This is a genomic window from Streptosporangium sp. NPDC050148, from assembly GCF_055586505.1.
This window is the reverse complement of sequence record NZ_JBVJIA010000015.1, coordinates 69,368-85,428: the sequence shown is the minus strand read 5'-3', so window position 1 is coordinate 85,428 and position 16,061 is coordinate 69,368. Positions and strand designations below refer to the sequence as shown.

The 16,061-nt window shown below is 73.0% G+C and carries 17 protein-coding genes; 6 read left to right on the top strand and 11 right to left on the bottom strand.

The window, feature by feature from the left end:
• The first annotated feature begins 100 nt into the window (after positions 1-100).
• Positions 101-1,114, top strand: coding sequence for a zinc-dependent alcohol dehydrogenase (locus ACZ6RT_RS18615; protein WP_470154925.1), 1,014 nt, complete (start codon positions 101-103; stop codon positions 1,112-1,114).
• Between the two features lie 42 nt (positions 1,115-1,156).
• On the opposite strand, the gene ACZ6RT_RS18610 is transcribed toward ACZ6RT_RS18615, so the two are convergent.
• The 5 genes from ACZ6RT_RS18610 to ACZ6RT_RS18590 all read right to left on the bottom strand — a co-directional run bounded on the left by ACZ6RT_RS18610 (position 1,157) and on the right by ACZ6RT_RS18590 (position 7,106).
• A complete protein-coding gene (locus ACZ6RT_RS18610) occupies positions 1,157-1,999 on the bottom strand; it encodes a carbohydrate ABC transporter permease (RefSeq protein ID WP_344907770.1) in 843 nt (280 codons plus the stop codon).
• Positions 1,989-2,966: a carbohydrate ABC transporter permease gene (locus ACZ6RT_RS18605; RefSeq protein WP_399195686.1), complete on the bottom strand. Its 978-nt coding sequence runs from the start codon at positions 2,964-2,966 to the stop codon at positions 1,989-1,991. Before ACZ6RT_RS18605 ends, ACZ6RT_RS18610 begins: the two co-directional genes overlap by 11 nt.
• Position 2,967: 1 nt before the next feature.
• On the bottom strand, positions 2,968-4,251 hold the full coding sequence (locus ACZ6RT_RS18600) for an ABC transporter substrate-binding protein (RefSeq protein WP_470154924.1): 1,284 nt from the start codon (positions 4,249-4,251) through the stop codon (positions 2,968-2,970).
• A gap of 178 nt (positions 4,252-4,429) precedes the next feature.
• Positions 4,430-6,037 (bottom strand): FAD-dependent oxidoreductase, encoded by a 1,608-nt coding sequence (locus ACZ6RT_RS18595; protein ID WP_470154922.1) that lies wholly within the window; start codon positions 6,035-6,037, stop codon positions 4,430-4,432.
• Between the two features lie 37 nt (positions 6,038-6,074).
• Positions 6,075-7,106: a LacI family DNA-binding transcriptional regulator gene (locus tag ACZ6RT_RS18590; protein WP_470154920.1), complete on the bottom strand. Its 1,032-nt coding sequence runs from the start codon at positions 7,104-7,106 to the stop codon at positions 6,075-6,077.
• A 232-nt stretch (positions 7,107-7,338) separates the two neighbouring features.
• Here ACZ6RT_RS18590 and ACZ6RT_RS18585 point away from each other — a divergent pair, with 232 nt between their 5' ends.
• The gene (locus ACZ6RT_RS18585; protein ID WP_470154919.1) at positions 7,339-8,370 is read left to right on the top strand and encodes a glycoside hydrolase family protein; all 1,032 of its coding nucleotides are present in this window, start codon (positions 7,339-7,341) and stop codon (positions 8,368-8,370) included.
• On the opposite strand, the gene ACZ6RT_RS18580 is transcribed toward ACZ6RT_RS18585, so the two are convergent.
• From ACZ6RT_RS18580 to ACZ6RT_RS18570, 3 genes are all read right to left on the bottom strand, one after another.
• Positions 8,316-9,611 (bottom strand): hypothetical protein, encoded by a 1,296-nt coding sequence (locus ACZ6RT_RS18580; protein WP_470154917.1) that lies wholly within the window; start codon positions 9,609-9,611, stop codon positions 8,316-8,318. The genes ACZ6RT_RS18585 and ACZ6RT_RS18580 overlap by 55 nt on opposite strands.
• Positions 9,612-9,894: 283 nt before the next feature.
• The gene (locus tag ACZ6RT_RS18575) at positions 9,895-10,749 is read right to left on the bottom strand and encodes a hypothetical protein (protein WP_470154915.1); all 855 of its coding nucleotides are present in this window, start codon (positions 10,747-10,749) and stop codon (positions 9,895-9,897) included.
• Entirely contained in the window at positions 10,749-11,303 is a 555-nt protein-coding gene (locus ACZ6RT_RS18570; RefSeq protein ID WP_470154914.1) for an RNA polymerase sigma factor, read from the bottom strand. Before ACZ6RT_RS18570 ends, ACZ6RT_RS18575 begins: the two co-directional genes overlap by 1 nt.
• A gap of 298 nt (positions 11,304-11,601) precedes the next feature.
• Between ACZ6RT_RS18570 and ACZ6RT_RS18565 the strand changes: the two genes are divergently transcribed.
• Both ACZ6RT_RS18565 and ACZ6RT_RS18560 read left to right on the top strand, forming a co-directional pair.
• Positions 11,602-12,114: an NUDIX domain-containing protein gene (locus tag ACZ6RT_RS18565; RefSeq protein WP_470154913.1), complete on the top strand. Its 513-nt coding sequence runs from the start codon at positions 11,602-11,604 to the stop codon at positions 12,112-12,114.
• Positions 12,111-12,593 (top strand): metallophosphoesterase family protein, encoded by a 483-nt coding sequence (locus tag ACZ6RT_RS18560; protein WP_399195706.1) that lies wholly within the window; start codon positions 12,111-12,113, stop codon positions 12,591-12,593. Before ACZ6RT_RS18565 ends, ACZ6RT_RS18560 begins: the two co-directional genes overlap by 4 nt.
• A 36-nt stretch (positions 12,594-12,629) precedes the next feature.
• Here the strand turns inward: ACZ6RT_RS18560 and ACZ6RT_RS18555 are convergent, their stop codons facing one another.
• Positions 12,630-13,460 (bottom strand): PhzF family phenazine biosynthesis protein, encoded by an 831-nt coding sequence (locus ACZ6RT_RS18555; RefSeq protein ID WP_470154911.1) that lies wholly within the window; start codon positions 13,458-13,460, stop codon positions 12,630-12,632.
• 4 nt (positions 13,461-13,464) lie between these two features.
• Positions 13,465-14,085, bottom strand: a complete 621-nt coding sequence (locus tag ACZ6RT_RS18550; RefSeq protein WP_470155054.1) for a TetR/AcrR family transcriptional regulator — start codon at positions 14,083-14,085, stop codon at positions 13,465-13,467.
• Positions 14,086-14,163: 78 nt separating this feature from the next.
• Between ACZ6RT_RS18550 and ACZ6RT_RS18545 the strand changes: the two genes are divergently transcribed.
• Positions 14,164-14,538, top strand: a complete 375-nt coding sequence (locus ACZ6RT_RS18545; RefSeq protein ID WP_470154909.1) for a nuclear transport factor 2 family protein — start codon at positions 14,164-14,166, stop codon at positions 14,536-14,538.
• Between the two features lie 16 nt (positions 14,539-14,554).
• Here the strand turns inward: ACZ6RT_RS18545 and ACZ6RT_RS18540 are convergent, their stop codons facing one another.
• Positions 14,555-15,112, bottom strand: coding sequence for a TetR family transcriptional regulator (locus ACZ6RT_RS18540; protein ID WP_399195712.1), 558 nt, complete (start codon positions 15,110-15,112; stop codon positions 14,555-14,557).
• 176 nt (positions 15,113-15,288) lie between these two features.
• Between ACZ6RT_RS18540 and ACZ6RT_RS18535 the strand changes: the two genes are divergently transcribed.
• Positions 15,289-16,044 carry an SDR family NAD(P)-dependent oxidoreductase gene (locus ACZ6RT_RS18535; RefSeq protein WP_399195714.1) on the top strand — a complete coding sequence of 252 codons (756 nt, stop codon included), beginning with the start codon at positions 15,289-15,291 and terminating at the stop codon, positions 16,042-16,044.
• Positions 16,045-16,061 lie beyond the last annotated feature (17 nt).

Genomic DNA, 16,061 nt, shown 5'->3' with positions numbered 1-16,061 from the left:
GCGTGAGACCGGGTGAGCCGGTGCGGAGCCGGCGCCCGTGAGGTCGCCGGCGCGGGGCCGGGTGGGTCCTCCCGCGACCGGCACCCCTAGGGTTGCCCTCGTGAGAGCGTTCGTCGTGACCGGTCCGCGCCGTTTCGAGGTGCTGGAGGTCGATCCGCCGGTCCCGGGCCCCGGGCAGGTCGTCGTGGACGTGGAGCGGGCCGGGGTGTGCGGCACCGACATGGAGATCTTCGGCGGTGAGATGAGCTACCTGCACGACGGTCACGCCCGCTACCCCGTGCGGCTCGGCCACGAGTGGTGCGGGACGGTCTCCTCGGCCGGTGAGGGCGTCGACCCCGGCTGGATCGGCACCCGCGTCACCGGTGACACCATGCTCGGCTGCGGCCGGTGCCGGCGCTGCCGGGCCGGGACGCACCACGTGTGCGAGGACCGCTTCGAGATCGGCATCCGCGGCGGGTGGCCCGGCGCGCTGGCCGAACGGCTCCCGGTGCCGGTCACCGCCCTGCACCGGCTGCCGGACACGGTCGACGCGGCGGCCGGTGCCATGGTCGAGCCGGGCGGCAACGCGCTGCGGGCCGTCCGGGCCGCGGCCCTCGCGCCGGGTGAGCGGCTGCTGGTGCTGGGCCCCGGGACGATCGGCCTGCTCGCGGCCGCGTTCGCCCTGTCCCACGGGGCCGAGGTGCACGTGCTGGGCCTGCCCGGCACGTCGCTGGAGTTCGCCCGCACGCTCGGCGTGCACGGCGCCTGGACCGCGGACCGGCTCCCGGACCTGCCGTTCGACGCCGTCGTCGACGCCTCCACCGCCCCCGGCCTGCCCGCCCTGGCCGCCGACCTGGTGGAGCCGGGCAGGCGGGTGGTCTACATCGGCCTTTCGTCGACCCCCAGCGCCGTGGACACCCGGACGCTGGTGCTCAAGGACGTGACGGCCGTCGGGATCCTCAGCGCCTCGCCGGGACTGACCGGGGCGATCGAGCACTACGCCTCGGGCGCGGTGGACCCGCGCCCGCTGGTGGCGGCCGTCGTGGGGCTGGAGGAGGCGGGCGAGGTCCTGGCCGGTTCCCGTCCCGCCGGGTCGGGCCCCGGCCCCAAGTTCCACGTCGACCCGCGCGCCTGACCGTCCCCGCCCACCGTGTCGGCGCGCACCGGCGCCCGGCCGTCAGCCCTTCAGGCCGGTGTGCGCCAGGCCCTCGATGAACTGCCGCTGGGCGAGGACGAACACCACCAGCACCGGCAGGGCCGTCATCGAGGCCGCGGCCAGCTGGACGTTCCACATCGGGCCGCCGTAGGCGTCGACGAACTGGGTCAGCGCCTGCGGCAGGGTGAACCTCTCCGGCGAGGAGAGGTACACGATCGGCTCCAGGTAGAGGTTCCAGCTGTGCAGGAAGGTGAAGATCGCGACGGCGCCGAGCGCGGGACGGGCGAGCGGCAGCGCGACCCGGTAGAAGGTGCCGAACCTGCCCAGCCCGTCCACCCGGGCGGCCTCCTCCAGCTCTCCGGGGAGGCTGATGAAGAACTGCCGCATGATGAAGGTGGCCAGCACGCTGGGCGCGCCGAGGATCGGCACCAGGATCAGCGGCCAGTGGGTGTCGGTCAGGCCCAGGCCGTGGAACATCTGGAAGAGCGGGACGATGGTGACCTCGCTGGGGATGAGCAGCCCGAGCAGCACCACCACGAAGAGCACGTTCTGGCCGGGGAAGCGGATGCGCGCGAAGGCGTACCCGGCCATGGCCGCCACCGCCATGGTCCCGGCCGTGACGACCAGGGCGATGTAGAGGCTGTTGACGTACTGGGTGGCGAAGGGCTGGAGCCGGAAGACCTGCCCGTAGGCCGACAGGTCCCAGCCGGCCGGCAGCAGCCTCGGCGGGAACGCGAAGATCTCGGCGATCGGCTTGAACGACGAGGTGACCATCCACCAGGTCGGGAAGACGAACGGCACGCACAACACGCACAGCAGGCCGTACAGGAGCGTCTTCAGACGGACCGACGGTTCACGTTTCATTGAAGACCCACTTCCTGCGCATCCGCCACTGCACGACGGTGAGCAGCGCCACGATCGCGAAGAGCAGGACCGACAGCGTCGCGCCGTACCCGAAGTGATGGAACTGGAAGGCCTGCTGGTACAGGTAGTAGACGAGGACGGTCGTGGACATGCCCGGACCGCCCTGGGTGAGCACCGCGATCTGCGCGAACACCTGCAGCGACCCCACCACGGTGATGATCGAGGTGAGCAGGATGGTCGGGCTGATCAGCGGGACGGTGATCCGCCGGAAGCGGGTCCACGCCCCGGCGCCGTCCAGCTCGGCGGCCTCGTAGAGCTGTCCGGGCACGCCCTGGAGCGCGGCCAGGAACAGCACCATGTTCAGGCCGACGTTCTTGAGCACCTGGACGACGATCACCGACGTCATCGCGGTGCCCTCGCCGCGCAGCCAGTTGGGCCCGTCGATCCCGGCGACGCCGAGCAGGCCGTTGAGGCCGCCGTCGTCCTGCAGCAGGAACTGCCAGACGATGGTCCAGGCGACCAGCGAGACCACCACGGGCGAGAAGAACACCGTGCGGAAGAACGTGGTCCCGGCCAGCCGCTGGTTGAGCAGGATCGCCAGGAGCAGGGCCAGGGCGAGGTTGAGCACCACCAGGCCGGCGGAGAACAGGGCGGTGCCGCCCAGCACCTCGCGCAGGTTCGCGTCGGCCAGCAGCCTGTCGTAGTTCTCCCGGCCCACGAACTCGAACGTCCCGGCCAGCACGTTCCACTCGTGCATGCTGTACCAGAACACCAGCCCGAGCGGCAGCAGCACGAACAGCGCGCTGCCGAGCAGCTGCGGGGCGATGAGCAGGTAGCCGACCAGGTTGTCGCGGCGGCGCACGGTCCAGAAGGGCCGCCGGCCGCCCAGGGACGGGTGCCCGGCACCCGCCGGCCGGGGCCGTGCCCGGCCGGCGGTCACCGCGACCTTGGAGGCGGACGGGGTCACGTCACGTCCCCAGCATCGGCTTGATCTTGGCGCAGACCCCGGTCAGCACGGCCTTGACGTCGGCCTCGGGCCGCCAGAGCGGGTCGAGCGCGGCCCGGACGGTCTGGGAGAGCTCGGCCTGCCCGGTGTGGTTGGGCTTGACCACGCCCTTCTCGATACCGGCGATCACGACCTGCTGCAGCTGGGCGGGCTTGAGCAGCGGGTTGCTCTTGGCCAGGGTGTCCGCGGTGAGCTGGGAGGCCCTGGGCGGGGGGAAGTAGGCGGCGAGCTTGGCGGAGTTGGCGGGGTTGGTGAAGAACGCCAGGAAGTCGGCGGCGGCCGCGGCGTTCGGGGACTTCTTGAACACCCCCAGGCCGGCCTGGCCGATCACCGAGTACTCGCCCTTGGGCCCGGAGGGCAGCGGGACGAGGTCCCAGCCGAACGTCGCGTCCTGCAGCAGCGAGGCGCGGGAGATCTGGGTGATGGTCATGGCCGCGTCGCCCGCGAAGAAGTCGGCCGCGGTGCCGGGGCCGGGGAACGCCTTGTCGGTGAAGACGGCCCGGTGCAGGAACGTCATGGCCTCGACCATCTCGGGGCTGTCGAACCCGCAGGTCCTCCCGTCCTCGCTCCAGGCGCGGGCCCCCCAGCCGCCCCACACCGTGGCGAGGTTGTCCCAGCCCTTGTAGTCGAAGTCGCGGACGACCATGCCGGCCTTGCCGGTCTTCTCGGCGACGGCGGCGTTCTGCTCGACGACCTTCTCCCAGGTCCAGGTACCGTCCTTGATCATCTGGGCGGGGGTCTTCTGGCCGGCCTTCTTGAGCAGGTCGGTGTTGACGAACACGCCGAACGGCGAGGTGGAGAACGGGTAGGCGTACAGCTTCCCCTCGGCCTGCCAGAGCTTGACGGCCGAGGGGGTGAGGTCGCCGAACTCGTAGCCCTGGGTCTTGGACAGGGTCTCCTCCAGCGGCGCGAGCGCTCCCGAGGTGACGAAGTCCGGTGCCGAGCTCTCCAGGATCCAGGCCAGGTCGGGGGCGTTGCCGCCGGCGATCTGGGTGGTCAGGGTGGTGGTGTAGGTCTCGAACGGGATGGGGTCGAAGGTGATCTCACCGACGCCGGGGTGGGTCTTCCTGTACTCGGCGGCGATCTCGCCGAACAATTTCAGGTGGGCCTCGTTGGAGGTCCAGATCGTCATGCGCAGCGGCTGCGGCCCCTGCGCCGCGGGGGCGCTCCCGGCGCCCTGGCCGCACGCCGCGAGGGTGAGCAGCGCCGCCAGCGCGACGGCCGCGGGTTTTGCGGATGGTCTCATCGTTCGTTCTCCTTGCTGGGAATCCCCCGGCGGTCGTGGTGGGAGGCCCGTCGTCCGGCGGGCGGTGCGGCCTGCGGCATGACCCGTGGCGCTGTCGGCGGCCCGGCCTGGGGCGTGGCCCGTGGCGCTGTCAGTGGCCCGGCCCGTGGCGCTGTCGGCGGCGCGGTCGGCGGCATGGTCAGTAACCCGTCACCTGCGGCCAGCGCAGCTCGACGCCGTCGCGGGTCAGCCGCCGCTGGAAGGCGGCGAGCAGCGCCTCGTCCTGGCGTACGGCGTGCGGGACGGTGGCGTTGTCCAGGCAGAAGGCGGCCAGCGCGCCGGCGGCCTCGCCGACGTTCCACTCCACCGGGTGCAGCCGGTAGGCGCCGTTGGTGATGTGGGTGGTGCCGATGTTCTTGGACGCGGGCAGCAGGTTGGTCACCCGCCGCGGGATCAGCGCGCCGAGCGGGATCTCGAACGGCGAGCTGGCCACGTCGATGTAGTTGTCGCCCCCGGTGGAGGGGTGCAGGTCGATGCGGTACATGCCCACGCCGACCGAGTCGGCGTAGCTCACCGCGCCCTTGTCGCCGCGCACGGCCATCGAGAGGTCCTGCTCGGCGACGGTGTACAGGGCGCGGATGCGGCGCGACTCGCGGATGTAGGGGGCCTGGGCGAGCCCGCCCTCGCCGCCGCCGGTGACGTCGCCGCGCAGGCGCAGGCCCGGGAAGCCGGTCCCGCCGTCCGCGCGGGGCGCCTCGGTCTGCATCCAGTACAGCACCGAGCGGGACAGCTCGCGGGCCGCGGCCACGTGATCGGCCGCGTCCGGCACGTCGATGACCGGGCCCTCCAGGTAGTCGATCATCGGCCAGTTGACCAGGGTGATGTCGCTGGCGTAGGCGCCGTCGGCGAAGTTGCGCCGCGCGGCGATCCTGCGGAACGTCCACAGGTTCGCGTCCCCCGGGTTGAGGCGCTGGTCGGCCTCCACCAGCAGCGGGTCGTCGTCCGGGTTGGGGGTGAAGGAACGTTCCACGATCTCCAGTGTCCTGGGGTGCGGGCAGCGCCAGGACAGCAGCCGGTCGCCCCAGAAGTCGGGCTGATAGCTCCTCCAAAAGTCGTAGGCGGCGGGCCGGTCGATGGTGTGGTCGCCGTCGACGTGGTCGATCGCGAAGCAGACCGACACGGCCTGCATGTTCATCGGCTGGGCCTCGGCGGGCGCGCCCGGCTCCCCGGTGTCGCCCTGCGACTCGAACCCGGTCACGTACTCGGTGCCGGTCAGCGGCAGCAGCTCGCCGGTCTCGGTGGCGTCCAGCACGTACGGCGCGACCACCGTGATCTCGCCGCCGCCGTCGCGGTGCGCCAGGCGCACGGCCCGCACCCGGTCGCCGTCGACGTCCGCGCCGACCGGCCGGTAGGGCTGGAGCACCCGCAGCCGCCCCGAGCCCCGGTACGGCGCGAGCATGGCCTCGATCACCGCGACCGCGACCCGGGGCTCGTGGCACAGGCGGCTGACGTGCCCGGCACCGGGGTTCAGCTCGCGCCAGCGGCGCGACCGCTCGGTCAGCGGGTAGTGGTCGCGGTAGTAGCGGCGGATGCCCTCGCGCAGCGCGCGGTAGGAGGCGGTGACGCCGAACCGCTCCACCCAGGAGTGCTCGTCGGGCGGCACGGCCTGGCTGGTGAGCTGCCCGCCGAGCCAGTCGTACTCCTCGCTCAGGATCACGGTGCGCCCGGCCCGCAGCAGTGCCAGGGCGGCGGCGACGCCGCCCAGCCCGCCGCCGACGACCACGGCGTCCGCGGATGTCTCAACCACGTCGGTGGCCTCTTCCATCATCGTCTCCAACGTTCGGTCAGCTCCGGATCGGGGCGAGCGTGGATCCTTCGACCAGCTCGCAGCTCAGCAGTTCCTGTGGTGTCCCGCCGCCGTTGCCCAGCAGCTCCGCCAGCAGCTCGACGGCCCTGCGGCCCATCTCCCGCCGGGGGATCCGGAACCCGGTGAAGTCGACGTCGACGTGGACCGGCCTGGTCGGCGCGCCCAGCGCGAGGACCGACAGGTCGCCGGGGATCGTCAGGCCCCGCTCGCCGGCCGCCTGCGTGATCGCCACGGCGTCGGCGGGCTCCTCGACGAAGATCGCGCTCGCCCGGGCGGCCGAGACGTCGTCCAGCAGCTCGCCCGGGGTCCTGCCGGTCACCGGCACGTGCAGCCCCTCGGCCCCCACGGCGGCGACCGCCTCGCGGAAGCCGCGCATGCGGTCGGCCGGCGACTCGGCGCCCGCCCCGGTGCCGACGTAGGCCAGCCGCCGGTGGCCCAGCTCCACCGTCCGGTCGACCAGGGCGCGCACCGCGGGCGGGTAGTCGGCCCCCACGTACGGCACCGGGGCCCCGGCGTCGTCGCGGCGGCCGATGGAGACGAAGGGGATGCCCTCGGCCAGCAGCCGGGCCAGGTCGTCGCGGTCGACGGCGCGCCCGAGGAGCACGCAGCCGTCGGCCAGCCGCACCCGGCTGTCCTCGTTGAAGATCCGGCGCCGCTCCCCCGCGGCCCTGGCGCTGGTGAACAGCAGCAGGTCGCAGCCCATCTCCTCGGCGCACTCCTCGATGCCGAGCAGGAAGGGGTGGTAGAAGTCGGCGCTCGCGGTCGGGAAGACCGCCTCGTAGGTGAAGACGCCCAGGATGCGGTTGCGCCGCTCGGCCAGGCGCCGGGCCACCGGGTCGGCGACGTACCCGGTCTCCCTGATCACCCCGAGCACCCGCTCGCGGGTCTCGGGGGCGATGCGCACCTCGGCGTCGGTCCTGTTGTTCAGGACCAGCGACACCGTGGTCTGGCTCACCCCCGCCATGCGGGCGATGTCCTGCTGGGTGAGGCGGCGGCCGGGCGTGGTCACGATCCGTAGCGTCCCATCTGGTGATAATGCGCATTAGCTGAGTGGGACGTCATCCTGTAAGCCGCCACCGGCCCCTGTCAAGAGATGGGGACGGTTATTTCGTTCAGGGAAACGTCCCCGTGATAATTCGTATTAGCACCTTGACGGGCGGGCCGCCCTGGCCGAACCTCGGTGAGCAGAGAGATGACCTCACCATCACTCATCGTGAGAGTTGCAGGCGAAGGGACCCCCCATGTCCGAACCCCTCCTGGACCGCCGCGGACTCCTGCGCGCGGTGGCCGGCGCCGGTGTCGCGGGAATCGCCGGAACGGCCGGCGGTCTCCTGCTGCCCGGCACCGCCTCCGCCGCGCGCTCCGGCACGGCCGCGCGAGCCGTCCTGGCCCCCGCCGGTTTCCCCGACCACCGCTACATCGGCACGGCCTTCGACAAGGCGGCCCTGCGCTACAACCCGACCAACGAGCTGATCTTCCCCTGCGTCCGGGGCATGTACGACAAGATCGCCCGCCCGCTGGGGCGCTACCACCTCTACTACGCCCCGCACGACGCTCCGGGCGGCATCTGCCTGGCCTACGGCGACTCGCTCGGCGGCCGGTTCACCGAGTACCCGAACAACCCGGTCATCTCCAACGTCTGGGCGCCGCACTACTCGGTCAGCCACGTCTCGTCGCCGCACATGATCTGGAACGCCGCCGAACGGCGGTTCCTCATGTACTTCCACGGCGAGAACAACACCACCCGGCTCGCCCTGTCACCCGACGGCGTGAACTTCACCTACCACGGCGTCGTGCTGACCACCGCGATGGTCCCCGGCTCGACGGAGACCTCCTACGCGCGGGTCTTCGAGCACGCGGTGCCGGGCCTGGGCAACCGGTACGTCATGGTCTTCATGGGCGTCACCGGCGGCAAGCGCAAGATCTTCTGGGGCTGGTCGTCCGACGGCAGGAGCTGGGCGTTCGACCCGAGCCCGCTGGTCTCACCGGGCGGCGACGGCCAGAGCGACCTGTCCGGCCCGAGCCTGCTCAAGCGCAACGGCACGACGTACGTCGTCTACCACGGCAACAGCGGGAACATGTTCCTCACCGAGGTCGGCAACGCCTTCGACCGCGAGGTGCACCTGGGCGTCTTCCACCGGCCCCTGGCCGGTGCCCCCGACAACGGCCGCAGCGCCGCGCCCTCCTTCGGCACCGACGGCGGCGTCGAGTACATGTTCTACGAGGCCGGGCAGCGCGGCGGATCGACCATCGCCGTCGCCCGCGCCGTCTGAGGAGGTGGATCGTCCGGGGCGAGGCGTCCGCCTCCTCCGGCTTCCGCACCGCAGGGGCGCTCCTCCGCCCGGAAGGCGAGGGCCGCGGCCAGGCAGGCGACGGGTACGACGGGCAGCACGTACCGGTGGTCGAAGTCCAGGACCGCCACCGGACCGACCAGCAGGCCCGTCGCCACGGCCCACGGCAGTGACGCCACGTGGGGGCGCCGGACCGCGGCGACCGCGCCCACCAGGAGGATCAGCCCCAGGAACGGGCCGCGCAGGTAGGCGGCGTACTGGTAGGCGATGAGGAGGTCCGCGTACGGGGAGACGGACGACAGGCCGCGGATGTCCGGGTCGTACTCCCGTTTCACCTTGTCGATCAGCGGCCGGCCGGGCAGTTCCCGGTGCCCGCTCCCGAAGCCGAACGCCGGGGTGGTGCGGTCGGGGTGCGGGATCGGCGTCCAGGAGAAGGCGATGGCGGTGTCGCGTACGACGTCGCCCAGGTAGTCCAGCGGCTGGGCGAGGATCGCCTCGATCGCGAACGAGCGGGCCAGGTCGTTGTGCGTGAAGCGGTCGCCGGGCAGCAGGTTGAGCGAGGCGCCCGGTGCCCACACGTACTCGGAGGCCGCGTCCACCTTCGTGCCGTTGGGGCACAGGCGTGCCAGATCAGGCGGCGGCTGGATGCGGGCACAGTCGGCGAACGTCATGGTGCGCGCCCACAGGGCGACGCCGTCGGCACCGCTGATGGCGAGACGGCCGTGGTGCTGGGCGTACCACGCGGCGTACCCGGCCAAGGGCAGCGCGCCAGCCATGAGCAGCGCGGTCAGCTGCCGCCGGCCCACGCGCCGCACGGCCAGCACGAACACGACGAGCAGGAACAGCGGCAGCGCGATCGTCCTGGTCAGCGCGGCCGCGGCGAACAGCAGGCCCGCTCCGGCGGCGGCGCGCACGGACAACCGTGGCGACCACATCAGCACGGCCGTCCCGGCCACGATCAGGAAGATGAACTGCGTGTCGGACAGGACGGCATGCTCCAGCCGCAGGAAGGAGGCGTCGAACAGCAGCGGCACCGCCGCCGGCGCCGCCACCCGGCCGGGCACCGCCCTGCGGCGCAGCACCGCGTAGATCAGCATGCCGGTGCCCAGGCCGATGACATGCTGGACGGCCACGACCAGCTCCACGCTGTGGAACGGCAGCAGCGCCCGTAGCAGCAGCGGGTAGCCGATCGGGTGGAAGGTCGCCGACGGGGCCGGATGCACGGCGCTGTCGAGATAGGTGAAGGAGCGTACCAGTAGAGCGTGGCGGGGCGGTAGCCGAGCATCGTCACCACCCGCAGCGCGGCGGCCAGGAGCAGCAGCACGGCGATGAGGCGGTGGCCGGCGAGGGGGCGCCGCGCGGGCGGCGCGACGCGGGTGTCGGTGAGCACGCGAGATCCGATCGTGGGGCATGACGGGGGTCCGCGCATGCCGGGGACGACGCATGGCGGTGGTGGGGCGCGCTCGGCCGCGCGCCCCGGGAGAAGTCCTCGGTACCGGGCCCGGGTCAGCAGCCGGGCTCCGGCGCCGGGCCGCTCAGGGGGCCGGGCTCGGCGCCGACCAGCAGGAGTGCCTGACCGTCGGCGCTCATGACGCCGTCGTGCACGTACCAGTCGCCGGGAGGAGTGAAGCCGGAGGGCTCGCCGTGGGCGGTGTACGACGCCGTCACGCCGCGCTCGCGCAGCATGGCCGTCACCTCGTCGACGGGCCTGCCGACGTAGTCCACGCAGTGCAGGGGCTCTCCGGGCGTGGCGATCCCGGGCGGCATCTGGTACTTCTCACCGGGCTCGGCCCGCCTGCCGAGCGTGATCCGGGCCTTCTTGTCGAAGTCGGCCGGCACCTTCACCCCGATGGGGCAGCCGGTGAACCTCTCGCAGGGCCCCGGGGCGTCGATGGCGATGATCGGACCGTCGGCGGGTACCGTCCTGCCCGACCTCAGCAGGTCCATATCGTTGATCACGACAAGTTCTCCGGCCCGGCCGGCCGAGGTCGGCGCCAGCCGCAGCGTGATGTTCAGGCCCCTGGCCCTGAGTTCGCGCTCGTACGCCTCGGGCTCGGCCAGCAGGTCCTTCACCGTGATCACGTAGTGGTCGTCCACCAGTTCGATGTCGAGCGCGGCGGAGGCGGGCGTCTGGGCGACACCGAAGGACAGCAGGGCCGCCAGCGCGGTCAGCACCGGCACGGCCGCCCACCTGCGCGGCCGGGGAAAGGCGAGCCGGTCGCGGCGGCGGGGATCGAGGGCGGGGACGGGCTCGGGGACGGCGATCGAGGTGATCTCCTCCATCAGCTCCCTGGCGATCGGCGTCGTGCCGGGACCGGGATCGGGTGCGATACCGGCCACCAGGCGGTCGATCTCGTGCATCACGCAACCCCCTTCGTCATCGCGACGGCACGCAGGCCGATGCGTGCCATGTCGACACCGGCCGCGTCCAGGTGCCCGGCCAGCCGTTTGCGGGCCCGGTGCAACCGCAGCCGGGCGTTGGCCCGCGAGCAGCCCACGACGGTGGCGATCTCATCGGAGCTCAGTCCCTCCCAGCCGGCCAGCGAGAGGATCTCCCGGTCGCCGGCGCTCAGCCGCGCGAACGCCTCCCGCACGCCCGCCAGGCTCTCGCCGGCCTCGGCGTGTTCCGCCCACACGGCGAGCTGCCGGCCGAACCGCTCCATCAGCTCGCTGCGGCGCGACTCGGCGCGGCGGCCGTTGGCCAGCACCCGGCGGGCCACGCCGAACAGCCACAGGCGCGCGTCCCGTCCCTCGGGGATGTCGTCCAGGCGGCGCCAGGCGGTGGTGAACGTCTCGGCGAGAGCGTCGGCGGCGTCCTCGTGGGAGTCGGTACGTCGCCGGACATAAGCAAGGATGTCGGCATAGTTGGCAACGTAAATCACCTCGAAGCGCCGTTTGCGGTCATGGTGGGGCACGCTTTCTTCTCTCATCCGGCAGATCCGACACCCTTTACCTGTCCGGACCCGTCAGATGGTTTCACCCTGATTTCCGGCGAGATCCAGATGTCCCGCACGCCGGTCGGCCCCGTGCCGTGGGCGACGGCCGGGGTGGACGCCGCGGTTCCCGGCAGCGTGCCGCCGCCGCTCGCCGCGGCACCGGCCTCGCCGGCGCTCCAGGCGTTGCCCGGTGCCGTTCCGCTCGGCGTCCGCGTGCGTCGCCGGCGTGTGGGCCGTTGAACCCCGCGGCCACCGGGCCTGGTCTAGTCTCACCGTGGTGACGACCAAGAACTCCCACTGTTCCTTCTGCGGCGCGGCCTTCGCGCCCGGTCAGGCGTGGCCGCGTACCTGCTCCGGCTGCGGCAACACCGCCTACCTCAACCCGCTGCCGGTCGCGGTGATGGTGCTGCCGGTGGACGACGGCCTGCTGGTGATCCGGCGCGCCGTCGAACCGCACCGGGGCGCCCTGGCCCTGCCCGGCGGCTTCGTCGACATGGGCGAGTCCTGGCAGCGGGCGGCCGTGCGGGAGCTGCGCGAGGAGACCGGGATCGACGTCGACGTGGACGAGGTGCGGCTCCTCGACGTGCTCAGCGCCCCCGACGGCACCGTGCTGATCTTCGCCCAGGGGCCGAGGACCGACGCGGCCCGTCTCCCGGCGGTCGCGGCCACGCCGGAGACCTCGGAGTGGCTGGTGATCGACGGGCCCCGGGAGCTGGCGTTCCCGCTGCACACGCGTGTCGTGGAGACGTACTTCGACCGGGCGCGGGCCGGTGGGAGCATGGGCGTATGAACGTGGTCGTGCTCTCCGACACCCACGCGCCCCGGAGGTGGAAGGCGTGCCCGCCCGCCGTGGCCGAGCACCTGCGGGGGGCGGACCTGATCCTGCACGCGGGGGACGTCTGCGTCGGCGGGGTGATCGACGAGCTGGCCGCCTACGCCCCGGTCCACGTGGTCAAGGGCAACAACGACGGGCCGGACGTGGTCGCCCCCGAGACCCTGGAGCTGGACCTCGGCGGGCTGCGGGTGGCGATGATCCACGACAGCGGGACGGCCCAGGGACGGCTCGCCCGGATGCGGCGCCGCTTCCCCTCGGCCGACCTGGTGGTGTTCGGGCACTCCCACATCCCGATGGACCAGGCCGCGGACGGCCTGCGGATCTTCAACCCGGGCTCGCCCACCGACCGCCGCCGCCAGCCGCACGGCACCCTGGGCACGCTGCGCGTCGAGGACGGCCGCCTCGTCGAGGCGAGGATCGTCCCGGTCACCTGACCCCCGCGCGGCGTCGCGGCACGGCGGGCCCGGGATCTACAGCTCGACGTGGCCGGTGACGCAGGTGACCGTGCCGCCCGCGACCCAGATCGTCCCGTCGGGGTCGCGGGAGACGTGGGCGCGCCCGGCGCGCCCGAGCACGGTCCCCTGGCTCGCCACGTACGGCGCCTCGGCCCGGCCGGTGCGCAGCAGCCACTGCGCGAGCGAGGCGTTCAGGCTCCCGGTCACCGGGTCCTCGGCCGTGGCCCCGTCCTTGGGGAAGAACGCCCGGACCTCGAACGCCTCGGGGGATCCCGGCGGGTACGGGCCCACCACGCCCACATCGAGGTCGACGATCCCGGGCCGCAGCGCGAGCACCTCCTCCGCGCTCGACAGCAGGACGGCCACCCAGCCGGGCCCGTTGTCGGCCCATTCGGCGTCCAGGATGTCGGCGCGGGCGATGCCGAGCGAGCGCGCGACGCGCTCGACCACCTCCTCCTCGACCGGTCCGGAGCGCAGCAGCCGGGGTGCGGCGAAGGCGGGGCCGTCCGCGGTCGGGCGGACCGGGACCAGGCCGAGCCCGCACTCCTGGACGACCACGCCGGACCTCGCCGGCACCCCGCCCGACGACAGCCAGGCGTGGCAGGTGCCCAGCGTCGGGTGCCCGGCGAAGGGCAGTTCCAGGCCCGGGGTGAAGATCCGCACCCGGTAGTCCGCGCCGGGCGCCTGCGGGGGCAGCACGAAGGTGGTCTCCGACAGGTTCGTCCAGCGCGCGAACCCGAGCATCTCCTCGGCGCTCAGCCCTTCCGCGTCGAGCACGACGGCGACGGGGTTGCCCCGGTAGGGGACGGTGGTGAAGACATCGACCTGCCGGAAGCGACGCTGCATGAGATCAAGTATGCCGGGACGGCCCGGTCGCGGGCGGCCCCGGGGTGCGGGCGCCGTACACGCTCAGGATGCTGTGGCGGAGCGCCGCCGACGCCTGCGCGCCGGTCATGCGGCCGGCGGCGACCTCGGCACCGGCCGCGTGACCGAGCGCGATGGTCGCGGAGACCAGCCAGGCCGGGTCGAGGCCGCCCTCGAACTCACCGGTGGCCTGGCCGCGTCCGATCAGCTTCCCGAGGCGATCGGCGACCGTGGCGTGCTGCCGGTCGGATTCCGCGGGGTCGGCGGCGGTCACCGAGGAGTGCAGGAGCAGCCGGTACCGGTCGAACATCCGCCAGGTGACGTCCAGCCAGCTCAGCAGCGTCTCCGTGGCGGTCCGGCCGTCCACGTCGGCGAGATCGAGGGCGGCGACGGTCTCTGCGGTGAGATGGTCGACGGCCGCGGCCACCAGCAGCGGCCGGGACGGGTAGTGGGCGTACACGGTCTGGCGGGTGACGCCGGCCGCGGCGGCGATCTCCTCCACCTTCGCGTCCGGCCGCCGGCCGAGCACCTGGACGGCGGCGGCGAGCACGGCGGCGGCACTGCGCTCGCCGTCCGAGCGCCGTCGCCGGCGTCGGCCACCCGTCATCTCTGACACGTTGTCCAATCTAGCATCCGGCGTTATCGTGCACACGATGTCAAAGATAAGTCGATCCAGGGAGACCACATGACGCCCCGCGCCGATCTGACCGGCTACCTGACCCGCTACCCGCGGGAGGCGGCGCTGAGCGACGAGGACCCGGCGACCGTGCTGGACCGCTACCACACGCCGGACTACGAGGTGGTCACCGACGGGGTACGGCTGGACCGGCAGCGATTGCTCGACCACATCCGCCCGGCCCGCAAGCAGGTCGCCGATGTCCGCGTCGAGGTGGAGCAGGTGCTGGTGGACGGCGACCAGGTCGCCGTCCGGTACCGGCTCGTCGCGCAGATGCGCAAGGGCAGGACCGTCACCAGCGAGATCTACATGTTCGGGGAGCTCTCCGCCGACGGCCGGTTGCGCCGCGCCGTCCAGGCCACCCGGACGATCCCCTCCGAGTAGGCCCGGACGGCTCCGTTCACGGCTCGATCCCCCTGCGGAGCAGCCTCCACATCTGCTCGGCGGCCGGGGCCCGCTCGGCCGCCGGGATCCTGGCCAGCAGCCCGGCCAGCATGCCCACGGCCAGGACCAGGTCGTCGGCCGTCATGTCCGCGCGGACGTGACCGGCACGCCGGGCCTCGGGAAGCCCGCTCTCCAGCACCCCGGCCACGCGGTCCCGCACCTCGACGATCCGGGGGTCGGGCTCGGGCGGCACGCTGACCATGTTGATGAACGCGGTCGAGGCGATCGCCTGCTCGGTGAGCAGGTCCAGCACGTCGGCCAGGGTGGTGCCGGGCTCGGCGGCCAGCGCCTCCAGGTCGGCGACGCTGTCCTCGAACACGGCCAGCGCCAGGCTGACGCGGTCGGGAAAGTGCCGGTAGAGGCTTCCCTGCCCTACCCCGGCCACGCGGGCGACCGCGCTGAGCGGTGCGTCGTACCCGGCGTCGGCGAAGACCACGCGGGCCGCCGCCATCAGCGCCGCCCGGTTCTCCGCCGCGGCGCTCGGTCCTCTGTTGGGTCGACGCACGGCAGGCATGGCGGCTATGGTAACGACCGGACAGTGTTGTCCGGTTGTTCGGAGCCGCGGGTCCGGCGGGGTCACGGCACCGTCCCGTCCGGCACGGCCGCGCTCCCGTGTCCCCGTGTCCCCGCGCCCCCGTACCGCTTCCCGCCCGGCGCCCCCGCCCCCTCACCGATCGGAAGAGTGACCCCTTGACCCACCTCACCTTCGACGACCGCGTCGCCCTCGTCACGGGCGCGGGCTCCGGAATCGGCAGGGCGATGGCCGTCGCCTTCGCCGGGGCGGGCGCGCGCGTCGTGGTCTGCGACATCGACGCCGCGAGCGCCGGACGCACGGCCGACGACATCGGGGACGCGGCCGTCGCCGTGACCGCCGACGTCTCCGACGAGGCGTCGGTCACCGCGCTGGTCGAGGCCGCGATCGGCGCGTACGGCCGTCTCGACGTGCTGTGCAACAACGCCGGCGTCCTCGACAGCATGGCCCTGCCCGCCGACATCCCCGTCGCGATGTGGGAGCGGGTCCTGCGGGTCAACCTGACCGGCACCTTCCTGGTCACGCACGCCGTCCTGCCGCACATGCTGAGCCGGGGACGCGGCGCGATCGTCAACACCGCCTCCGAGGCGGGCGTGCGCGGCGGCGCGGCCGGGGCGGCCTACACCGCGTCCAAGCACGGCGTCGTCGGCCTGACCCGCAGCGTGGCCTGGGCGTACGCCAGGGAGGGCATCCGCTGCAACGCCATCCTGCCCGGCCCCACCATGACCGGCATCGCCACGAACGCGACGTTCGACCCGGCCGGCATCGCCCGGCTCGGCCCGGTGCTCGCCCTCGGCGAGCGGATGGCCGAGCCCGAGCGGATGGCCGACGCCGCCCTCTTCCTCGCCTCCGACGCCGCCTCGTTCGTCAACGGCGCGATCGTCCCGGTGGACGGCGGCTGGTCGGCCGCCTGACCCGGCACCCGGAACCA